This is a genomic window from Micromonospora sp. NPDC049175 (assembly GCF_043197345.1).
Classification (GTDB): Bacteria; Actinomycetota; Actinomycetes; order Mycobacteriales; family Micromonosporaceae; genus Micromonospora.
Genome location: NZ_JBICSY010000002.1, coordinates 937,726 through 955,163, shown reverse-complemented (window position 1 = coordinate 955,163; position 17,438 = coordinate 937,726). Strand labels below are relative to the sequence as shown.

19 protein-coding genes, 1 tRNA gene and 1 pseudogene are annotated in these 17,438 nt (G+C 73.2%); 10 read left to right on the top strand and 11 right to left on the bottom strand.

Annotation, left to right across the window (positions count from 1 at the left end; genetic code table 11):
- Positions 1–61: 61 nt before the first annotated feature.
- Together ACGFH8_RS11460 and ACGFH8_RS11455 are read left to right on the top strand one after the other, a co-directional pair.
- On the top strand, positions 62–718 hold the full coding sequence (locus tag ACGFH8_RS11460) for a 4'-phosphopantetheinyl transferase (RefSeq protein WP_393366167.1): 657 nt from the start codon (positions 62–64) through the stop codon (positions 716–718).
- A gap of 189 nt (positions 719–907) precedes the next feature.
- On the top strand, positions 908–1,252 hold the full coding sequence (locus tag ACGFH8_RS11455) for a hypothetical protein (protein WP_393366165.1): 345 nt from the start codon (positions 908–910) through the stop codon (positions 1,250–1,252).
- 88 nt (positions 1,253–1,340) lie between these two features.
- Here the strand turns inward: ACGFH8_RS11455 and ACGFH8_RS11450 are convergent, their stop codons facing one another.
- Entirely contained in the window at positions 1,341–2,348 is a 1,008-nt protein-coding gene (locus ACGFH8_RS11450) for a hypothetical protein (protein WP_393366163.1), read from the bottom strand.
- A 304-nt stretch (positions 2,349–2,652) separates the two neighbouring features.
- On the opposite strand from ACGFH8_RS11450, the gene ACGFH8_RS11445 reads away from it, so the two are divergent.
- Both ACGFH8_RS11445 and ACGFH8_RS11440 read left to right on the top strand, forming a co-directional pair.
- Positions 2,653–3,540: a hypothetical protein gene (locus ACGFH8_RS11445; RefSeq protein WP_393366161.1), complete on the top strand. Its 888-nt coding sequence runs from the start codon at positions 2,653–2,655 to the stop codon at positions 3,538–3,540.
- A gap of 89 nt (positions 3,541–3,629) precedes the next feature.
- On the top strand, positions 3,630–4,367 hold the full coding sequence (locus tag ACGFH8_RS11440) for a hypothetical protein (protein ID WP_393366159.1): 738 nt from the start codon (positions 3,630–3,632) through the stop codon (positions 4,365–4,367).
- Here ACGFH8_RS11440 and ACGFH8_RS11435 read toward each other — a convergent pair.
- The 7 genes from ACGFH8_RS11435 to ACGFH8_RS11405 form a co-directional block, all read right to left on the bottom strand.
- Positions 4,364–5,677 carry an MFS transporter gene (locus tag ACGFH8_RS11435; RefSeq protein ID WP_393366157.1) on the bottom strand — a complete coding sequence of 438 codons (1,314 nt, stop codon included), beginning with the start codon at positions 5,675–5,677 and terminating at the stop codon, positions 4,364–4,366. The genes ACGFH8_RS11440 and ACGFH8_RS11435 overlap by 4 nt on opposite strands.
- A 176-nt stretch (positions 5,678–5,853) precedes the next feature.
- Positions 5,854–5,930, bottom strand: a tRNA-Ala gene (locus ACGFH8_RS11430).
- Positions 5,931–6,155: 225 nt separating this feature from the next.
- On the bottom strand, positions 6,156–6,938 hold the full coding sequence (locus ACGFH8_RS11425) for a hypothetical protein (protein ID WP_393366155.1): 783 nt from the start codon (positions 6,936–6,938) through the stop codon (positions 6,156–6,158).
- A 180-nt stretch (positions 6,939–7,118) separates the two neighbouring features.
- Entirely contained in the window at positions 7,119–7,769 is a 651-nt protein-coding gene (locus ACGFH8_RS11420; protein WP_393366153.1) for a GNAT family N-acetyltransferase, read from the bottom strand.
- 79 nt (positions 7,770–7,848) lie between these two features.
- Complete coding sequence (gene glp, locus ACGFH8_RS11415; RefSeq protein WP_393366151.1) at positions 7,849–9,162, bottom strand: gephyrin-like molybdotransferase Glp; 1,314 nt, start codon at positions 9,160–9,162, stop codon at positions 7,849–7,851.
- Positions 9,159–10,121, bottom strand: coding sequence for a UTP--glucose-1-phosphate uridylyltransferase (locus tag ACGFH8_RS11410; RefSeq protein ID WP_393366149.1), 963 nt, complete (start codon positions 10,119–10,121; stop codon positions 9,159–9,161). The genes glp and ACGFH8_RS11410 overlap by 4 nt, the downstream gene beginning before the upstream one ends.
- A gap of 9 nt (positions 10,122–10,130) precedes the next feature.
- Positions 10,131–12,452, bottom strand: coding sequence for a diguanylate cyclase (locus tag ACGFH8_RS11405; protein ID WP_393366147.1), 2,322 nt, complete (start codon positions 12,450–12,452; stop codon positions 10,131–10,133).
- A gap of 85 nt (positions 12,453–12,537) precedes the next feature.
- On the opposite strand from ACGFH8_RS11405, the gene ACGFH8_RS11400 reads away from it, so the two are divergent.
- Positions 12,538–13,215 carry a 5-formyltetrahydrofolate cyclo-ligase gene (locus ACGFH8_RS11400; RefSeq protein WP_393366145.1) on the top strand — a complete coding sequence of 226 codons (678 nt, stop codon included), beginning with the start codon at positions 12,538–12,540 and terminating at the stop codon, positions 13,213–13,215.
- Positions 13,212–13,370, top strand: a pseudogene (locus ACGFH8_RS11395) (FmdB family zinc ribbon protein); the annotation flags it as partial. The gene ACGFH8_RS11400 and the pseudogene ACGFH8_RS11395, both read left to right, overlap by 4 nt.
- Positions 13,371–13,432: 62 nt before the next feature.
- Here ACGFH8_RS11395 and ACGFH8_RS11390 read toward each other — a convergent pair.
- Complete coding sequence (locus tag ACGFH8_RS11390; protein ID WP_393367114.1) at positions 13,433–13,684, bottom strand: hypothetical protein; 252 nt, start codon at positions 13,682–13,684, stop codon at positions 13,433–13,435.
- 359 nt (positions 13,685–14,043) lie between these two features.
- Here ACGFH8_RS11390 and ACGFH8_RS11385 point away from each other — a divergent pair, with 359 nt between their 5' ends.
- Positions 14,044–14,688, top strand: coding sequence for a flagellar biosynthesis protein FlgA (locus ACGFH8_RS11385; protein ID WP_393366143.1), 645 nt, complete (start codon positions 14,044–14,046; stop codon positions 14,686–14,688).
- A 67-nt stretch (positions 14,689–14,755) separates the two neighbouring features.
- On the opposite strand, the gene ACGFH8_RS11380 is transcribed toward ACGFH8_RS11385, so the two are convergent.
- A complete protein-coding gene (locus tag ACGFH8_RS11380) occupies positions 14,756–14,935 on the bottom strand; it encodes a hypothetical protein (protein WP_393366142.1) in 180 nt (59 codons plus the stop codon).
- 116 nt (positions 14,936–15,051) lie between these two features.
- On the opposite strand from ACGFH8_RS11380, the gene ACGFH8_RS11375 reads away from it, so the two are divergent.
- A complete protein-coding gene (locus ACGFH8_RS11375) occupies positions 15,052–15,384 on the top strand; it encodes a hypothetical protein (protein ID WP_393366139.1) in 333 nt (110 codons plus the stop codon).
- Positions 15,385–15,391: 7 nt separating this feature from the next.
- On the opposite strand, the gene ACGFH8_RS11370 is transcribed toward ACGFH8_RS11375, so the two are convergent.
- Entirely contained in the window at positions 15,392–15,874 is a 483-nt protein-coding gene (locus tag ACGFH8_RS11370) for a hypothetical protein (RefSeq protein ID WP_393367075.1), read from the bottom strand.
- Positions 15,875–16,077: 203 nt separating this feature from the next.
- Here ACGFH8_RS11370 and ACGFH8_RS11365 point away from each other — a divergent pair, with 203 nt between their 5' ends.
- A complete protein-coding gene (locus ACGFH8_RS11365; RefSeq protein ID WP_393366137.1) occupies positions 16,078–16,506 on the top strand; it encodes a Fur family transcriptional regulator in 429 nt (142 codons plus the stop codon).
- 60 nt (positions 16,507–16,566) lie between these two features.
- Positions 16,567–17,430 (top strand): oxygenase MpaB family protein, encoded by an 864-nt coding sequence (locus ACGFH8_RS11360; RefSeq protein ID WP_393366135.1) that lies wholly within the window; start codon positions 16,567–16,569, stop codon positions 17,428–17,430.
- The last annotated feature ends 8 nt before the right edge of the window (positions 17,431–17,438 follow it).

Sequence of the window (17,438 nt, the reverse complement as noted above, 5' to 3'; positions counted from 1 at the left end):
GGAGTCGGAAATTTGACTGTTGACCCGATGCGTCATTCCTACCGGCGGGTAAGCCAGCGCGATGCGTGACCTGTTGCCGGCGACGGTCGCGGTCGCCGTCGCCGGGCCGGACGACTGGGTCGGCGAGCTGCTCGCTGCCGAGCGGGCGTGCCTCAGCGAACGGGCCGTACCGACCCGTCGGAGGGACTTCACCGCCGGGCGGGTCTGCGCCCGCCGGGCACTGACCGGGCTTGGCCTGCCACCCACCGCCGTGCCGGCCGCCGCCGACCGCGCGCCGATCTGGCCGGCGGGGGTGGTCGGCAGCATCACGCACACCGACGGCTACTGCGCCGCAGCGGCGGCGCACGCCACCGACATCCGGTCCGTCGGCATGGACGCCGAGCAGCACCGCGAGATCAGCCCGGGAGTACGCCGACTCGTGCTGCTGCCCGAGGAGGAGGCCGACGTGGCGCGGCTGCCCGGCGACATCCTCTGGCCGATCGTGCTGTTCAGTGCCAAGGAGACCGTCTACAAGGTCTGGCATCCGGTCGTCGGGAGCTGGTTGGATTTCCACGACGCCCGGCTCGACATCGATCCGGACGCGGGCACGTTCACGGCCCGGATCGCGCCGGCCCGCGTGGACGAGGCCGAGATCGACGACCCGCCGGCCTCGATAGGCGGACGTTTCGTGGTCGCCGACGGGTTGGTCCGCACCGCCGCCGTGCTGCCCCTCCGCTGACCTGCGAGGTCACCCACCGCGACAAGTGGGCCGGCAGTCCATGGTGGCGCTTCGCCCGGCCGTCACCGTCCACGCTGGCCGGAGGGGCGCTTCGTCGGCACGATCCGGCGCGACGGCCGGGCCGTCGGCCACGCACGGTAGCGTCGATGGAGTTCTCGAACCGCACGTACCGAGGCGTCAAGGAGTACGGTGACCCACCCCCAGCCCTCCGTCGGGCCGCACCATCGCCAGCAGCCGAACGCGGCGCCCACCCATCCGTTCGCGGCGACACCGCAGCCACCGTTCTCCGGCGCCGCGTACCCGACAGCTGGCGGCGCGTTCCCGGTGACGGGCATGCCGGGTTATCCGCTCGTCCCACCCGCGACCGAGCGGACGAACGCCGCCAAGACGACGGCCGTGGTCGTCGCGGTCAGCGCGGCGGTGCTCACCCTGCTCTGCTGCGCGGGCGGCATCGTGGCGGTCGTCATCGGCACCAACCGGCCCGACCACACAAGCGCCAACGCGATCGGAGCCACCGGCTCCTGGACCTCGTAACGCCCCCACCGCCGCACGCGAAGCGGGCGAGCATCCGGTTCGGATGCTCGCCCGCCTCAGTGACGATCAGGTGCCGTTGCCGGCCGGGTCAGCAGCCCGTCCAGCGCACCGGGGTGAGTCGCTCCCCGTTGCGGAATCCGACGATGGTGCCGGTGTCGGAGATGGAGCGCGCGCCGATGCCCACCCCGTCGCCGCCTCCCGGCAGCTCCCGGGAGGTGGTACCGCGCCCGACCCGGTCGCCGCCCACGACGACGCCCTTGGCGTTGACGTCATCCAACAACGGCAACTGCTGGTCGAGCGTCGTGTACGAGCCGTCCCGGAGGTTCCACCGCACCGCGACCCAGGGGCTGTCCGGCAGGTCGACGTGGCCGATCGCCCAGTGACCCGTCGCCGCGTTGACCTGGGCCGTCTGGGCGCCGGGGACCGTGAGTGCGTCGTACCGGCCGTTCGGCCGGCGGACCCAACCGGTCCAAGAGCCAAACTCACCGGCGGTGACGACGATGGTCCCGTTGTCGGTGATTCCGGTCGGCTGGGCATTGGCCGGGGCGTCGAGCACCTCGACCGTGCCCGGCCGCGCCGCCGGCCAGCGCACCGCGAAGTACTCCCCGGTGTCGGTGTCACTACCGAGGCCGACGATGTCGCCGGCCTTGTTGATGGCGGTGACGAAGAGGCCGTAGGCGGACGGCACCAGTGGCAGTTGCTCGATCCTGCCGTCGCGGTACCGCCACGGCTGGCCGCTGTTGCCCCAGCCGTTGCCGATCACGACGCCGTCCGCGTTGACGTCGACGGGGGTCGCCATGCTCGGCGCCTCGACCTCGGTGAGCCGATTCCGGTCCCAGAACAGCAGCAGGTACTGGTTGCCGCTCTCCGTCTTGCGCAGCCCGTCGCCGGCGATGTAGCGGCCGGACGGGTCGATGACGTACGCGTCGGCCCGGTAGGTGTCGGTCGGGTACGGCAGTGTGCTGATCGTGCAGGTGTCCAGGGCGGTGCCCCTGGGCGCGGCGGTCGCCGGTGCGGAGACAGCGACGCCGAGAGCGGTGGTCAGCAGGCCGGCGGCGGTGAGGCCGGCCAGCGTGCGTCGAGCGGTGTGAGTCATCTTCACTCCCCGTGTGAGCCCGGCTGATCCCGGGCGCCGATTACTACTTGAGTCACCCTCGAGCGGGTCGCCCGGTTGCGGCGTGCCGGAGAAAAGACAACAAAAAAATCGGGCTGGCCTACGGTGCCCAGGTCACGTGGCCTCTGGCCGGATTCGGGTCGTACGCCACGACTGGTGGCGGACACTCCTCTTTGTACGGCTTGTCGCACCGGCCGATTATGACCATCAATCCGTGCCGTAATGAGCTGACAGTAACCGTCGGGCAACCGCCCGTACGGCTGTCACGCTTCAGAGAGGAACGGGGATGCAAGGATCCTGGCGTACGGCGGCACTCGCGGCCGCCCTGTCGATCGTCGGTGTGTCGGGCGGGATGGCCCTGGCGGCACCCGCACAGGCGCAGACCGTGGAATCCGGTTCGGTCTCCTTCAGCGGCGACCCCGGTGACTACATCACCGGCGGCGGCTCCTACTCGTACTCCACCGACGACAGCGACCAACTCACGGCGGACAGCCCACGCGACAACAGCCGCGTGACGGTCAGCATCAGCGGTTACAACGGCGACCAGTGGTCCCTCACCTTCGACGCACCCGGCAGCGCGGCTCTGGTTCCCGGCACCTACGAGACGACGAACCGATACCCGTACAACGGGGCGGGCCCCGGCCTCGACCTGTCCGGCAACGGGCGGGGCTGCGACGATGCGACCGGCACCTTCACGATCAGCAACGCGGTGTTCGGCTTCAACGGGTACGTGCAGACCTTGGACGCCACCTTCGAGCAGTACTGCAACGGCGCGACGGCGGCTGCTCGCGGCGAGGTGCACATCGCCAACCCGCCGCCACCCGAGCGGCTGGAGCTCGCCCTCGCCGTGGCGACCGACGGCATCGCCCACCGGGTGAACGGCAACGCGGTCCTGCACGGCACGGTGACCTGCAACAAGCCCGTCTCGGTGACGCTGGACGGGACGGTCACCCAGATCGTCAGGAAGGTGATTGTTCGGGGCGTCTTCTCCACCGGGGTGGCCTGCACCCCGGGCAGCCCAACCCCGTGGACGGCCGCGGCCGTCCCGACCGGCACCACCCCGTTCGGCAAGGGTCTGGCCGAGGCCATCACCCGGGCCATCGGCTACGACACCCCGCACGACGAGTACGTCTTCGTGACCGACACCTCGACCGTCAGGCTCACCCGCTCCTGACCCGTCCGGCCTGGCGGCCGGGCACCACCCGGCCGCCAGGCGCTACGGTTGCCGGGTCCGCGACGGAAGCACGACGAAAGATGTCACCGATGGCTGCCAACCTCGTGCGCGCCGCGCCTCGTCCGGCGGTCACCACGGTGCACCAGTCACCGTCCTCGCTGGACTATCACCTGGTCCTGCCTCGACCCGACGACCCCGACACGACACGCGCGGTCGCGGGGCTCGTCGTCGAGGAGTTCACCCGGGAACGCGACCACGTCAGCACGGGTCTGGACAGCGCGGGCTGGACGCCAGCCGCCGGCTGGTGGAGTTCCGCGGCCCTCAGCCGAAGCATCCGCACCGACCCGGACATGGTGGCCCGGGTGCTCCCCACCTCTCGCGCCGAGGCCGAGGGACACTACCGTGCCCTCGGTGGCGGGCAACTGCCCGACGAGACGGTGCTGCGCTCGTACTTCCTCGCCCACCAGCCGATCGCGACCGCCGCGCCGCTGCGGCTCGGCCCCGCACAGCCGCCGGACGGCTGGCACGAGCGGCGCGTCTACCGCGTCCTCTTCGCCAAGGACCTCCACCCGGACCAGGTGACGAGCCTCCGGGCGAGCTGGCGCACGCCTGTCGACGCCACGAGCGCGAGCGGTCACCTGGAGAGGGGCGGCGACCGGTTCGGCTGGGAGCTACGGCGGGTCGGCCACACCCGCGCCTGGGCCCTCGACGTGACAGTCCTGCTGGGCGCCGCCGCCGACGACGCGGTGGGTTCGACCCTGTCCGACCTGACGACAGTCCTGCGACGGCACGGTCTGATACCCGTGACGACCGAGCGGTTCAGTTAGCTGTCGGCCGCCGCGTCGTACCGCCACAGTTGCGGCACCGCCCGGACGATGCCTGCCACGGACAGGATGGTGAGCACCCCTCCCACCGAAATCGCCAGGCGCGGTCCCCACGCCGCACCCGTCACACCATGCAGGAGGTTGCCGACCTGTGGGCCGCCCATCGTGACGACGATCATCGAGCCCTCGATCCTGCCGCGCAGCGTGTCGTCGGTACTCGCCTGGCTGATGGCCCGCCGAAACATGCTGAGCACGAAGTTCACGCCACCGCCCACCAGCAGCGCCGCGACGGCGACCCAAAGCCCGGGCGCGAGCCCCAGCAGGACGACTGTCACGCCCCAGGCGACAGCCGCGGACACCATCAGCACGCCGTGCCGCCGCGCACGGGTGAACACGCCCGACACCATCCCGACCGCGAACACACCTGCCGGGTAGCTGGCGTACAGCACACCGAGCGCGAACCCACCCCCGGCCGGGCCGCCGAACTCGCGCTGGGCAAGCTCCGGGTAGAGCGCCCAGGGTGCCCCGAACACCATCGCCGCCAGGTCCACCCCGATCAGCCCGACCAGCAGCGGCCGGGAGAAGAGATACCGGAAGCCGTCCAGCAGTTGGCCGACCGTCGACCGACGTGGCACGGCGCTCGCGGCAGGCGTTGGTGCCGGTGATCGCGGCGGGAGCCGGGGCAGCCGGAACACGGACCACAGGACAACCACCAGCGCCAGCGCGTCCAACAGGTACAACGCACCGAGTCCCAGCACCGGGATCAGCACCCCGGCCAGCAGCGGGCCCACGATCGACCCGGTATACCGGACCAGCGAGCTCAATCCGTTCGCGGCGGCCAGCAGATCGGCCGGCACCACGCGCGGCACCGCCGCCCCCATCGTCACCATGACCGCGCCGTAGCTGAGGCCCTGGCAGGCGACAAGTCCCATCAACACCGGCACCGACCGCAGGTCCAGCGCCGCCTGCGCCCACAGCCCCGCGTACGTCAGAGCCAGGCACCCGTGTGCGACGAGGAGCAGTCGACGCCGGTCCGTGACGTCGGCGAGGGCGCCACACCACAACGCCGAGACCACGAGCGCGGCCAGCGACACCGCCGCCGAGACGCCAACGGACGTGGACGATCCGGTCAACGTGAACAGTTGCGTGGGGATGGCCAGCACACCGAACGAACCACCCACCGCGGCGATCAACGACGCGACCCACAGCCGCCGGTACGCGGGGATGCCCAGCGGCCGCCGGTCCACCAGATACGCGCCTGGTCGGCGTCCCCCGGCGCTGTCGGTTGCCGCCGTCGTCGTCGGCGCTCCCATGCCCCTGACCTCCAGTCGGCTCACGCCGGCTGTGCCCGGCACCGACGATGCTGGGGCTTACCCCAGGGGCAAGGTCCAGCGCGACAGGGGCCTGCCGCGTGCCGGTGGCCGAAACGGACAAACAGCGAAGGGCGAGCTCTCGATCATCCGAGAACCCGCCCTGACCTGCTGTTTCGTGGTGGAGCTGAGGGGATTTGAACCCCTGACCCCCTCGATGCGAACGAGGTGCGCTACCAGTCTGCGCCACAGCCCCCCGCCGGCGAACCGGCTTCGGTCCCACCCGGCTAACACCGGGCGGGCCGGCAGCAAGGCTAACAGGTCGCCGGCCCGTACCGCGAATCCGCCCCCGGTACGGCGCTCCACCGGGCCCGGAGATCCACTCGGCTTCCGGGAAACCGGGGCATCCGGGACGCCGCGACACCCCACCTTCCGGGAAACCGAGTCGATCAAGCCGCCGGCCGGCACGGGACGCCGAGGGTCAGGCGCCTCGGCCGGCCTCGTAGGGGCGGCCGCGTAGCCCGCCGGCCCGCCGGTACGAGACCGAGCCCCCGTTGACCGCCGCTGGGAGGTCTCCGGGGCGGTCCAGGCCCATGGCGGCTCGGCGTACCCCCTCGCGCTGGGCGGCCAGGCGGCGCTGCGCCTCCCGACGGGCCGCGGCGCGACGGGCCTGTTCGCGGCGCACCTCGGCCTGCCGGGCGGCCAGCCAGGCGGCCTCCCGGGCTCGGGCGCGGCGGCGACGGCGTCCCGCGAGGGCGCGACCGCGCAGGTGGACGACGTACACGGCCAGGAGCAGGAAGGTGACCGCGAACCCGATCCAGAAGCCGGGGCTGGCGAACAGCACGCCGATCAGCTCGACGACGTTGAGCAGCAGTAGGGCGGCGAGCACCCGGCGACGCCGGTACACGGCCGGGGTGTGCTGACGACGGGACGGCGGGCGGCGGCGGGACCGCTTCGGTGCGGGTGGCACGGCGCGCAGGCGACCGGAGCGGCGGCCGGCCGGAGGCGCGGAAACCGGCGCGGTCAACGTTCCGGTAGTCGCATCCTCACTGAGCGTGACGACGAGTGAGCGCGGCGGGTGGACCGGACGCCGTCCCGGGACAGTACGGCGTCGCCGGCGGCGCTGGAGCACCCGCGCCGTCGACTGCGCCCGCTCCGCCACCAGCCGCTCGGTGGCGTCGTACCGGCGAACCAACGCCGGGGCCAGGGCGAGCAGGCCGGCGGCGGCGAGGACGGCGAGGAGCACCGAGGTCGGCACCCTCACCCCTCCCGTCACCGAATTCGGAGCAACCGCCACCCCACCGCAGGATCTTCCACCGATCGCGCCTAGGTGCGTGGATCGTCCGGCCGGAGAGCGCTCGCCGCAACTTGCAGTTACTTGAGGTTACGGCGCGCCGACCAGGAAGCCGTCGCGCCGCGCCGATCCCGTCCGTGGGACAGCCTCTCAGCGTGCGGAGGCGCGTACCCGGTGCCAGCGGGCCAGCAGACCGCCCTCGGCGGCGATCTCCTCACTCGTCAGCGCGTATCCGATGTGGTCACGCCACGCGCCGTCGATGTGCATGTAGCGCACGTGGTACGACTCCTCGCGGAAACCCAACTTCTCCACCACCCGCCGCGACGGCCGATTCTCCGGACGGATGTTGACCTCCACCCGGTGCAGCCCACCCGGGCCGAACGCGTGGTCCACGGCGAGCGCGAGCGCCGTCGGGATCACGCCCTGGCCGGCGACCCGGGCGTCCACCCAGTAGCCGACGTAGCCGGAGCAGAGCGCCCGTCGCACGATGCTGCCCACGTTGATGTGCCCGACCAGCCGGTCCCGGTTGGCCTCGCGCAGGCAGACCGCGAAGGGCATCCCGTCACCCTCGCGGGCCGAGCGCCGCTGGTCACGCAGCACCCAGCGGAACGCGGCAGGTGAGTTCAGTTCGTCCCAACCGCCGGGCAGCGACGACTCCCAGGGCGCCAACCAGGCCCGGTTGGCCCGCCGGATCTCCGACCACGGCGCCGCGTCGGAGCGCCGGTAGGGCCGCAACAACACCGGGCCGTCCGCCAGCTCCACCGGCCAGCCCGGTGCCCGCGGGGGTCCGAAGAGACTCACCCCTACAGTCTCCCGCGCGCGGCGGTGACGCGCGCAAGTGGACCCGCCAGGACCCGACAACCGTCCGGCCGGGACACCGTCACCGGCGGCGGTCCAGCAGCAGGACATCCACGGTGGACCCGGCCGCGGCCGTGTTGACCCGCTCACCGAGCACCAGCAGGCCGTTCGCCTCGGCCAGCCCGGAGAGGGTGAACGGCCCACCGCTGAGCGGCTGCACCGTGTATCCGCCCCCGCGCCGCTCGGCGACGTGCGCCGGCCGGAACTCACGCAACCCCGCCGGGGACGAAACGGTCTCCAGCAGGTGCGCCCGCACGCTGGGGCGGAAAACCGGCTCGGCGCCGGCGAGCAGTTGGATGGCGGGACGAGCCAGCACCTCGAACCCGATCAACGCGGCACCCGGGTCGCCGGGCAGGCAGACCACCGGCACCTCCTCGGCGCCGACCGTGCCGAACCCGAGCGCGGTGCCGGGATAGAGCGCCACGTCGGTGAACGTGACCGGCCCGACCCGGCCACCCTCGCGGCGGGACAGGATCCGGCGCACCATGTCTCCGGGGCCGGTGCCGGTGCCCCCGGTGGTGATGATGAGGTCGGCGCGCAGGGTCTGGTCCTCCAGCAGCCCGCGCAGCCCCTCCGGGTCGTCGTCGCAGATCCCCACCCGGTACGCCAGTGCGCCCACCTCGGCCGCCGCCGCGGTCAGCGCGTGCGAGTTGGCGTCCACCACCTGCCCCGGCTGACTGCCCCGACCCACGTCGACAAGTTCGTCGCCGGTGGCCACGATGACCACCCGTGGGCTGGGCCGGACCACCACGTGCCCGATGCCGGTGGCGGCGAAGACCGCGACCAGGGCCGGGGAGACGTACGTGCCGGCGCGGGCGAGCAGGGTGCCGGCGGGCAGTTCCGCACCGGCGCGGCGGACCCCGTACCCCCGCTTGGGGGTGCGGAAGATCTCCACCGCGGCCATGCCCTGGTCGGTCCACTCGACCGGGACCACCACGTCGGCGGCGACCGGCAGCGGCGCCCCGGCGGCCACCGAGAAGCACGAGCCCGGGGTGAGTCGCACCGGCCGCCAGCTCGCCGCCCCCAGATCGCCGACGACGTTGAGCCGGATGGTCCGCCCGCCGGGCGTGCCGGAGGGGGCCGGGACGTAACTCGGGCCCCGGCCCCCTCCGGAAATGTCCTCCCAGCGGGCCGCGTAGCCGTCCACGGCAGCCTGGTCGAAGGCCGGGAAGGCGTGCGGCGCGACGACGTCCTCGGCGAGGACGTTGCCGTGCGCCTGGGTGAGGTCGAGGTCGAGTGGCGGCAGCGCGCGCAACCTGCGCAGCACGCTGCCCAGGTAGTCGGCGAGCGGCGTCAACTCGTTCGCGGCCGCCTCGGCGTCGGCCGTCGCGGTCATGTACCAGATCCGCCTGCCGCGTCGGCCTTGACGAAGTCGGCCAGCCAGGAGCGGAACTCGGCGCCCAGATCCTCGCGCTCGGCGGCGATCTGCACCACCGTCTGGAGGTAGCCCAGCGGCATGCCGGTGTCGTAACGGGTGCCGCGGTAGACGATCGCGTGCACCGGAGTGCCCTCGGTGCGCAGCAGCTCCATCGCGTCGGTCAGCTGGATCTCGCCGCCACTGCCCGGCTTGGTCCGCCGGATCGCGTCGAAGATCTTGCCTGGCAGCACGTACCGGCCGAGCACCGCGAGGTTGCTCGGGGCGTCCTCGGGCTGCGGCTTCTCCACCATCCCGGTCACCCTGACGACCTCACCGATGTCGGTCAGCTCCGTCTCGGCGGGTTCGACGGAGGCGATGCCGTACCGCTTGGTCTCGGACGGGTCGACCTCGAAGAAGGCGAGCACCACACCGCCGGTGCGGGCCTGCAGCTCCAGCATCGCCGGCAGCAGCGGCTCCGACGGCTTGACGAACTCGTCGCCGAGCAGCACCGCGAAGGGCTGGTCGCCGACGTGCGACTCGGCGTACCCGATGGCGTGGCCGAGCCCGAGCTGCTCGGGCTGCCGCACGGTGTAGATCTCGGCCAGCTCGCTGGGCCGCCGTACGGCGGCCAACCGCTCGGCGTCGCCCTTCTCCTCCAACCTGGTCTCCAGGTCCGGGCGACGGTCGAAGTGGTCCACCATCGATGTCTTACCCCGACCGGTGATCAGCAACACGTCACCGATGCCGGCCTGGGTGGCCTCTTCGACGATGTACTGCAGAACCGGCCGGTCCACCACCGGCAGCAACTCCTTGGGCACCGCCTTGGTGGCTGGCAGGAACCGGGTGGCCAGTCCGGCGGCCGGGATGACGGCCTTGACCGCCAGGGGACGGCCGGTTGCGGCGGCCGCCGATGAGGGGTTCGCTGAGTGCTCCGACATGCCGCGAGACTATCGGCCACGGCTCTGCCGCGGCGGGTGTGGCCCAGAAGACGCGCCGCCACCCGGCCCCGGCCGGGCGGCATCCGGGCCGGCGCGGGCCGCATCAGCGTCGATGCCCGCCGGCTCGTCGGCCGGATCCGGCCGTGCGTGCGGCGGCAACCCGTCCGGTACGCCCACCGCCGGCTCCGACCGGGCGGGCCCGCCCGGCTCCCGGTTGACGGGCACGGGCTGGCCGGCGCGCGGCAGCCCGTCGGGTGGGCTCACGGCACCCGCCAGCACCGCTATCTCCCGGGTTGCCACGTCCGGGCGTACCTCGGCGACGCGGTAGGTGTCGCGGCCGGCCGCCTTGGCCGCGTAGAGCGCGTCGTCGGCGGCCTCCAGCACCTCCCGCCCGGTGCTGCCGTTGTCCGGGTAGACGGCGATGCCCACCGAGACGGTCACCACGACCGGCCCGGCGTACGCCTCGACGGCGATCGGCGTATCGCGGACCGCCGCGCCGAGCCGCTCGGCCACGATCGCCGCGCCCCGCGCGTCGGTCTCCGGCAGCAGCAGCACGAACTCCTCACCGCCCTGCCGGAACGCGAGGTCGACCTCACGGATCTCGCCGCGCACCCGCCTGGCGAACTCGGCGAGCACGGTGTCCCCGGCGGCGTGCCCGTAGGTGTCGTTGACGTCCTTGAACCGGTCGAGGTCCAGGGCGAGGACGCTGAGCATCCGCCCGAAGCGGCTGGCCCGTTCCACCTCACGCCGGATCGACTCGCGCAGGTAGCGGTAGTTCCACAGCCCGGTGAGCGGGTCGGTGAGGGAGAGCCGTTGGGCCTCCTCGTGCACCCGGACGTTGTCGACCGCCACCGCCGCGTGTCCGGCGAAGGTGCGCAGTGTGGCCAGGTCGTCGTCGTCGAACTCGTCGGCGCCCAGGCGGTCGTAGAGAGCCAGCACGCCGAGCGCCGCCGCCGAGCCGGCCTCGTCGGCCGGGCCGGAGGATCCGCTGAGGGTGGCCGCGGTCGAGCCCGGGGTGGCGAACGGGACCGCGACGTACGTGCGGCAGCGCGGCTCGATGGACGGGGCGTCGGTCGGCTCCGCCCTGCCCCGCTGTGGCTCCCCGGTGGCGGCGACGGCGCCGACCACGCCGACGCCGACCGGCACCCGGAGCGTGGACGGCCCGTCCGCGTCCGCCTCCGGCCAGCGCCCGTCCAACCCCTCGGTGCACTGTGCGACGAGCATCCCGCCGGTCTCCACGAGCAGCACGGCGCCGGCCCGCGCGCCGGTGGCGCCGATGGCGCTGTGCAGGATCACCCGCAGGATGCGTTGCAGGTCGTGCGTGCTGGCCAGGGTGTCGCCGAGCACCGCGAGGTGACCGCGGAGCTGGTCGCGGTTGCTGGTCAGCGCCGCGACGTAGGCCCCGGTCTCCCGGGTCATCCGGTTGAACGCGGCGGCCAGCCGGCCCAACTCGTCGCGGCTGCGGACCGGAACCCGGGCGGTCAGGTCGCCGTGGGCCACCCGGTCGACCGCGCCGGCCAACTCCATCAGCGGTCGGGTGGTCATCCGGGCCAGCCGCCAGGCGGTCAGCACGGCGAGCAACGCGGCCACCACGACCACCCCGATCAACGTGGCGTGCAGCCCCGCCGGGCGCTCACTGGGCACGGAGACCACGAGCGGCAGTGGCTGCGCGTCGGACGGCCCGATCCTGCGCACGTACCGGCCCTGGCTGGTCTCGGTCACCCGCTCACCCTTGACGGTGCTGGCGGCGGCCAGCACCGCGTCGCGTACCTCGCGGGATTCGGTCGTGTGGGTGACCCGGGCGGCGCTGGCTCCGCTGTCGAGCAGAGTGACCGCCACCCCGGTCACCGCCGCCAGCCGGGCCACGAAGGCCGGGTCGACAAGGTGCGCGGCGGTCACCGTGCCCAGCGGCGCGCCGGCGCGGTCGTGCAGGTCGACGTGGGCGGCGAGCGCGCGGACCGGGCTTGTCGCATCCGTGGTCGGGCCGCCGGAGCAGTCCCGCCACGGTGTCGACGGCGCACCGGGCGAGACATAGGTGACCTGGCCGTGCACATCGGTGATCAGCACCGCGGCGACCAGGCCCCGGCCGATCAGTTGGGCGGCGGCGACGGCCGGATCCGCGCTGAGGGCCACCACGTCGGCGGTGGCGCGGAGCTGCTGGCACAGCGCGTCGACCGAGGTCCGCACGGTGGACGCCGCCACCGCCAGGCGCTCGGTGGAGCGGCTGCGGTCGACGGCGCTGACGGTGGAGGCGACGAAGAGCGCGCCGAGCAGGACCGGGCCGAGCACCACCACGAGGAAGGCTGCCGTCAACCGTCCGCGTAGCGTCACTCGGTCCCCCCGGAAGTTCCGCCTCCGTTGCTTGCGATGCTGACACAGTGCAACCGTGAGTGAGGCGTTGCGTCAGGAGTGTTGCGTGGCGGAATTTTCTGATGAAGCGGAAGTGACACGTGGGGCCAAGCGGGACGCCCGCATCGAGGTGCTCGCCCGCCGCCGGTCACTGAGCGACCCCACCCGGGCCGTCGCCGCCGGGCGCGTGCAGGCCGAGCTGGTCACACTTGTCCGCCGGCTGCGCCCGCGCCGGGTGACGGCGTACGTGCCGGTCGGCTCCGAACCGGGCGGCGCGGACCTGCCGGAGGTGCTCCGAGCTGCCCTTGCGGCCGACGCCGAGCTGCTGCTGCCGGTCCTCCTCCCCGACCTGGATCTGGACTGGGCGGCATATACCGGGCCGGAGGCCTTGATCGCCGCCGGTCGGGGTATCCGAGAGCCGGACGGTGTCCGTCTCGGGGTGACCGCCGTGGCGGGGGCGGACCTGGTGCTCGTACCGGCTCTCGCGGTCGACCGCCTCGGTCGGCGGCTCGGACGCGGCGGCGGCTCGTACGACCGGGCCCTCGCCCGGGTGCCCGAGACGACGCTGACGGTGGTGCCCCTGCACGACGGCGAGCTGGTCGAGGCGCTGCCGGCGGAGCCGCACGACCGTCGTGTCCGCGCGGTCGTCACCCCCGCCGGCGGGGTGCGTACGCTTGACGCCGGCCCGGGTACGCCGCATGATGTCGCGCCCCACACGTCCGCTGGACGAACCCGGGGCGAATGACGCACCATTGGCACTCGAATACGTCGAGTGCCAACTGGCTGAGCCCAGATCCGGAGGAGAACGTGCCCACGTACCAGTACGCCTGCACCACGTGCGGTCACCAGCTCGAGGCGGTGCAGTCCTTCTCTGACGAGCCGCTGACCGAGTGCCCGGCGTGTCAGGGGCGGCTGCGCAAGGTCTTCAACTCGGTCGGCATCGTCTTCAAGGGTTCGGGCTTCTACCGCACCGACTCGCGCGCGTCCGGCTCCGAGGTGTCGGCCGGGGGCACAAGCGGCAAGCCGGGGAAGTCCGACTCGTCGTCCTCGGGTGCGGACTCCGGGTCGTCGGGCTCGTCCTCGTCGGGTTCGTCCTCGTCGTCGGGCTCGTCGTCCTCCGGGTCGTCGGGCTCGTCCTCGTCCGGGTCGGGTTCGTCCGGGTCGGGCTCGTCCGGGTCGGGCTCGTCCTCGTCCGGCGGGTCGAGCGGCGGCAAGGCACCGGCGGCCAGCTCCGCGTCCTGATCCGCCAGCGCCGACTCGCTCGGCGACCGGTGATCCCCTCGAATTCACGGAAGTCGGCCTGTCCAGCTTGACCGGACACCCCGGCCTCCGTGAACCCGAGTCGATCAGCAGACCGCGCGGCTCGGCCCTTTCGCCCGCCCAGGGCGGGTGTCAACGCCCCTGGCCGGCCGAAGGCGGTTTAGCAGATCGGGCAGGCATTCGGGCGTTGTCCACAGGCCGTCCGGTTATCCACAGGGGCCGGCGAACGGCCGCCCGACCAGGGCCTGCGCCGCCTAGTCTGCCGCCCACGGGTCGTCACCACGACACCCGTGGGCGGGAGGCGACAGAGGCGATGGGCGATCCAGACTCCGCGCGGGCGTTGCGTCCGCTGCGCCGGCCCACCCTGCCCGGCGGGCCTACCCTGCTCCGGGCCGGTCTGGTCGCCGCCCTGCTCGGCCTGGCCGCCACCGTCCTACACACGCCGACCGGCTGCCCGCCAGCCACCGCGGGGCCGACGGGAGCCGCACCCACGTCCGGGCCGGCCGCCGCTCCCGCCGCGGGGCCGACGAGAGCCGCCGCCACGTCCGGATCGGCCGCCGACGGCAGCCCGATCACCCACGGCAGACCGGACGACGGCGAGGCGGGCCCCACCGCCGCCGGCGCAACGGCCGGTCCACCGAGCACCACCACCGGGAGCGGCACGGCGGGTCCGCTGCCGCTGCCGAGCGGCGCTGTCGGGGTGCCGGTCCGGTTGGCCGAGCCGGCCGCCCTGGCGGTGGTCCGTCCAGGAGCCCGGGTCGATCTGCTCGCGGCGGCACCGGGCGGGGCGAGCACGGAAGCGGCGTTGCTCGCGCCCGCGGCGCTGGTGCTCGACGTGCTGGGCGCCGACACGACCGACGGGTCCTCGGCGCTCTATCTCGCGCTCCGCCCGGACCAGGCGAAACGCACGGTCGGGCTGCCGGAGGGCACCCGCTTCGCGATCGTCGTACGCGACTGAACAGCGACGGAAGCGGGCCGCGCGGCGTCAGTCCCCGTGCGGAGGGCGTTCGGCGAGCAGCGCGGCGTCAGTCCCAGTGCGGAGGGCGTTCGGCGAGCAGCCAGTCGTCGTTGCCACGCGCCCGCTCGCCCCAGCCCCGGTCGGTGTCGTCGGAGGTCTGCTCGGGCAGCACCACGAAGTCTTCGCTCAGGTCGACGGTGCGGTCGTCGTCGGGCGCGGCCGGGGTGCCGGGGTCCATGGTGCTCACGAGCGGCAAGACTAGCGCAGCGGACGGGCTGCGGACGGGCAGCGGACCGGTCACCGACGTCGGCGCGTCACGCAGAAGCGGACGGGCCGCCGGCCGCGTTGGTAGCGTCGGACGGCGTGACGACCCCCAGCGGTGGCAGCGCCCCGGACGACTACTGGCGACGGCCCGACACCGGTGACGAATCGGTGGCGCAGCAACCCCTCGCCCCGTCCGCGAACACCCCCGCGAGCGGCTATGCCGGCCCGCCGCCGAGCGTGCCGCCGCCGACCGGTTGGCGTCCACCCGTTCATCTGCGGCCGGCGCCACCACGACGGCTGCCGCCGCAGGACATGGCCGAGCTGGACATGGCTGAGCAGCGCTCGCAGCGGGTCACCTACGGCTTCGGTGTGGCGGCCGGCGTGGTGCTCGTGGTCGTGGTCTGCCTGCTCTGCTCGCGAATCATCTTCTGACGAGCGGTCAGAGGGTGGTGCCCCAGACGGCCTCGGCGCCGCTGTGGCCGGTCAGGTAGACGTAGACCAGGGCGGCGATGGACAGCGCCACGGCCGCCACCGCCAGCACGGGGGTGACAAGCGCCGGCAGCCGCGGCACCCGGGGATGCCCACTTGTCGCCACCAGCAGCAGGATGGCCGCGATCCCGAGCGGCACCACGACCCGGAACAGGATGTCGCCGTAGCGGGAGTGGTCGAAGATCTTGTCGAGGATCGGTCCCTGGAAACCCCGGGCGACAAGCGCGTCGGTGAACACCTCACCCGACTTGACGGCCACGAACGCGGTCACCGGCGCCGCCACGGCGAGGAGGCCCAGGGCCCAGTCCAGCCGGTGCCGCCACCGTGGCAGCCCCACGTACGCCATGGCCAGCACCGCCAGCAGCGGCACGAACACGACGACCGCGTGGACCACCAGGACGTGTCCCGGTAGACCGAGGATCTCCTCGAACATCGAACCCTCCAGGTGGATCATGGTCAGGAGAGGGCCAGCGTACGGTCCGCCGGCCGTCCCGAGGCTCTCGACCGGTCACACGCGCGCCGCGTCGATCGGGTTCACCGTCGCGGACCGTGGACCCGATCTTGCCGGGCTGTGTCGGTGACCACCCGGACCGGGCGACGGTTGTCGATGCTGGTCGCGCGTGCTGTCATTGGCTCATGTCCGCTGCCGAGGAGCTGCTGCGATCGAAGGGCCTGCGTGTCACGCGGCCCCGCCTCGCGGTGCTCGACGTGCTGGCCGGCGGCGGCCACCTGGAGGTCGACGAGATCAGCCGGCGCGTCCGGGAACGCCTCGACTCGGTCTCCACCCAGGCGGTGTACGACGTGCTGGGCGCGCTGTCCCGGGCCGGATTGTCCCGCCGGATCGAGCCGGCCGGCGGTCCCGCCCGCTACGAGGCACGTGTCGGCGACAACCACCACCACGTGGTCTGCCGGGGCTGCGGCGAGATCGCCGACATCGACTGCGCGGTCGGCAGCGCACCGTGTCTGGAGCCCAACGTGTCGCACGGGTTCGAGGTGGACGAGGCGGAGGTGACCTTCTGGGGTCTCTGCCCGGGCTGCCGGGCGCGCCGCTCCGCCGACGTGTGACCCGGCGGCATCGACGGGACGTGTCCGACGCGGTCGGCCCACGCGTGGCACTCTTGGGCGGTGGACTCCGATGACCTCGGCCTCTTCGGTCCAGGTTCGGTCACGTGGAAGGTGCACGAGGAGCCGATCCTGATCGTCGCCGGCCTGCGCTCGCTCTACCTCCAGGCGTTGCACCCCCGGGCGATGGCCGGGGTCGCGCAGAACAGCAACTACCGCACCGACGCCTGGGGCCGCCTGCTCCGCACGGCCACCTATGTCGCGACCACCGTCTACGGGACCACGGCCGAGGCGGAGGCGGCCGGAGCCCGGCTCCGCCGGCTGCACGACCGGCTGCGGGCCACCGACCCGCACACCGGCGAAGAGTTCCGGATCGACGAGCCGGAGCTGCTGCGCTGGGTGCATGTCACCGAGGTCGAGTCGTTCCTCAGCACGGCTCGACGGGCCGGTCTGCCGCTCACCGACGACGAGGTGGACGGCTACTACACCGAGCAGCGTCGCTCGGCCGCCCTGGTCGGTCTGGATCCGGCCACCGTGCCGGGCACCGCGGCCGAGGTCGCCGACTACTACCGCGCCGTACGGCCGCAGTTGCGGATGACCAGGGAGGCCGCCGAGACGGCGCTCTTCCTCACCGCCCCGCCGCTGCCGTGGAAGCTCAGCCTGCCGGCCCGGTTGGGGCTCACCCTCGGCCCGCCACGGTGGGCGTACCTGGGGATCGCCGGCACCGCCTTCGCGCTGCTGCCGGCCTGGGCGCACCGCATGTACGGCGGGCTCGGTCTGCCCACCACCGCGGTGTCGGCGGACCTGACCGTGCGCGCGCTGCGGCTCGCGTTCGCCGCCGTGCCCCGTCGCTATCTGGAGGGCCCGTTGATCCAGGCCGCCAAGGAGCGGGCCGCGCGGCACGCCGCCACCCCGCTGGCCGGCTGACCCGGCCG

Excerpts from the sequence above, each read along its gene's own strand:
- ACGFH8_RS11460 (WP_393366167.1), top strand. The coding sequence starts at position 62 with ATGCGTGACCTGTTGCCGGCGACGGTCGCGGTCGCCGTCGCCGGGCCG.
- ACGFH8_RS11450 (WP_393366163.1), bottom strand. The coding sequence starts at position 2,348 with ATGACTCACACCGCTCGACGCACGCTGGCCGGCCTCACCGCCGCCGGC.
- ACGFH8_RS11445 (WP_393366161.1), top strand. The coding sequence starts at position 2,653 with ATGCAAGGATCCTGGCGTACGGCGGCACTCGCGGCCGCCCTGTCGATC.
- ACGFH8_RS11440 (WP_393366159.1), top strand. The coding sequence starts at position 3,630 with ATGGCTGCCAACCTCGTGCGCGCCGCGCCTCGTCCGGCGGTCACCACG.
- ACGFH8_RS11435 (WP_393366157.1), bottom strand. The coding sequence starts at position 5,677 with ATGGGAGCGCCGACGACGACGGCGGCAACCGACAGCGCCGGGGGACGC.
- glp (WP_393366151.1), bottom strand. The coding sequence starts at position 9,162 with ATGACCGCGACGGCCGACGCCGAGGCGGCCGCGAACGAGTTGACGCCG.
- ACGFH8_RS11410 (WP_393366149.1), bottom strand. The coding sequence starts at position 10,121 with ATGTCGGAGCACTCAGCGAACCCCTCATCGGCGGCCGCCGCAACCGGC.
- ACGFH8_RS11385 (WP_393366143.1), top strand. The coding sequence starts at position 14,044 with ATGGGCGATCCAGACTCCGCGCGGGCGTTGCGTCCGCTGCGCCGGCCC.
- ACGFH8_RS11370 (WP_393367075.1), bottom strand. The coding sequence starts at position 15,874 with ATGTTCGAGGAGATCCTCGGTCTACCGGGACACGTCCTGGTGGTCCAC.
- ACGFH8_RS11365 (WP_393366137.1), top strand. The coding sequence starts at position 16,078 with ATGTCCGCTGCCGAGGAGCTGCTGCGATCGAAGGGCCTGCGTGTCACG.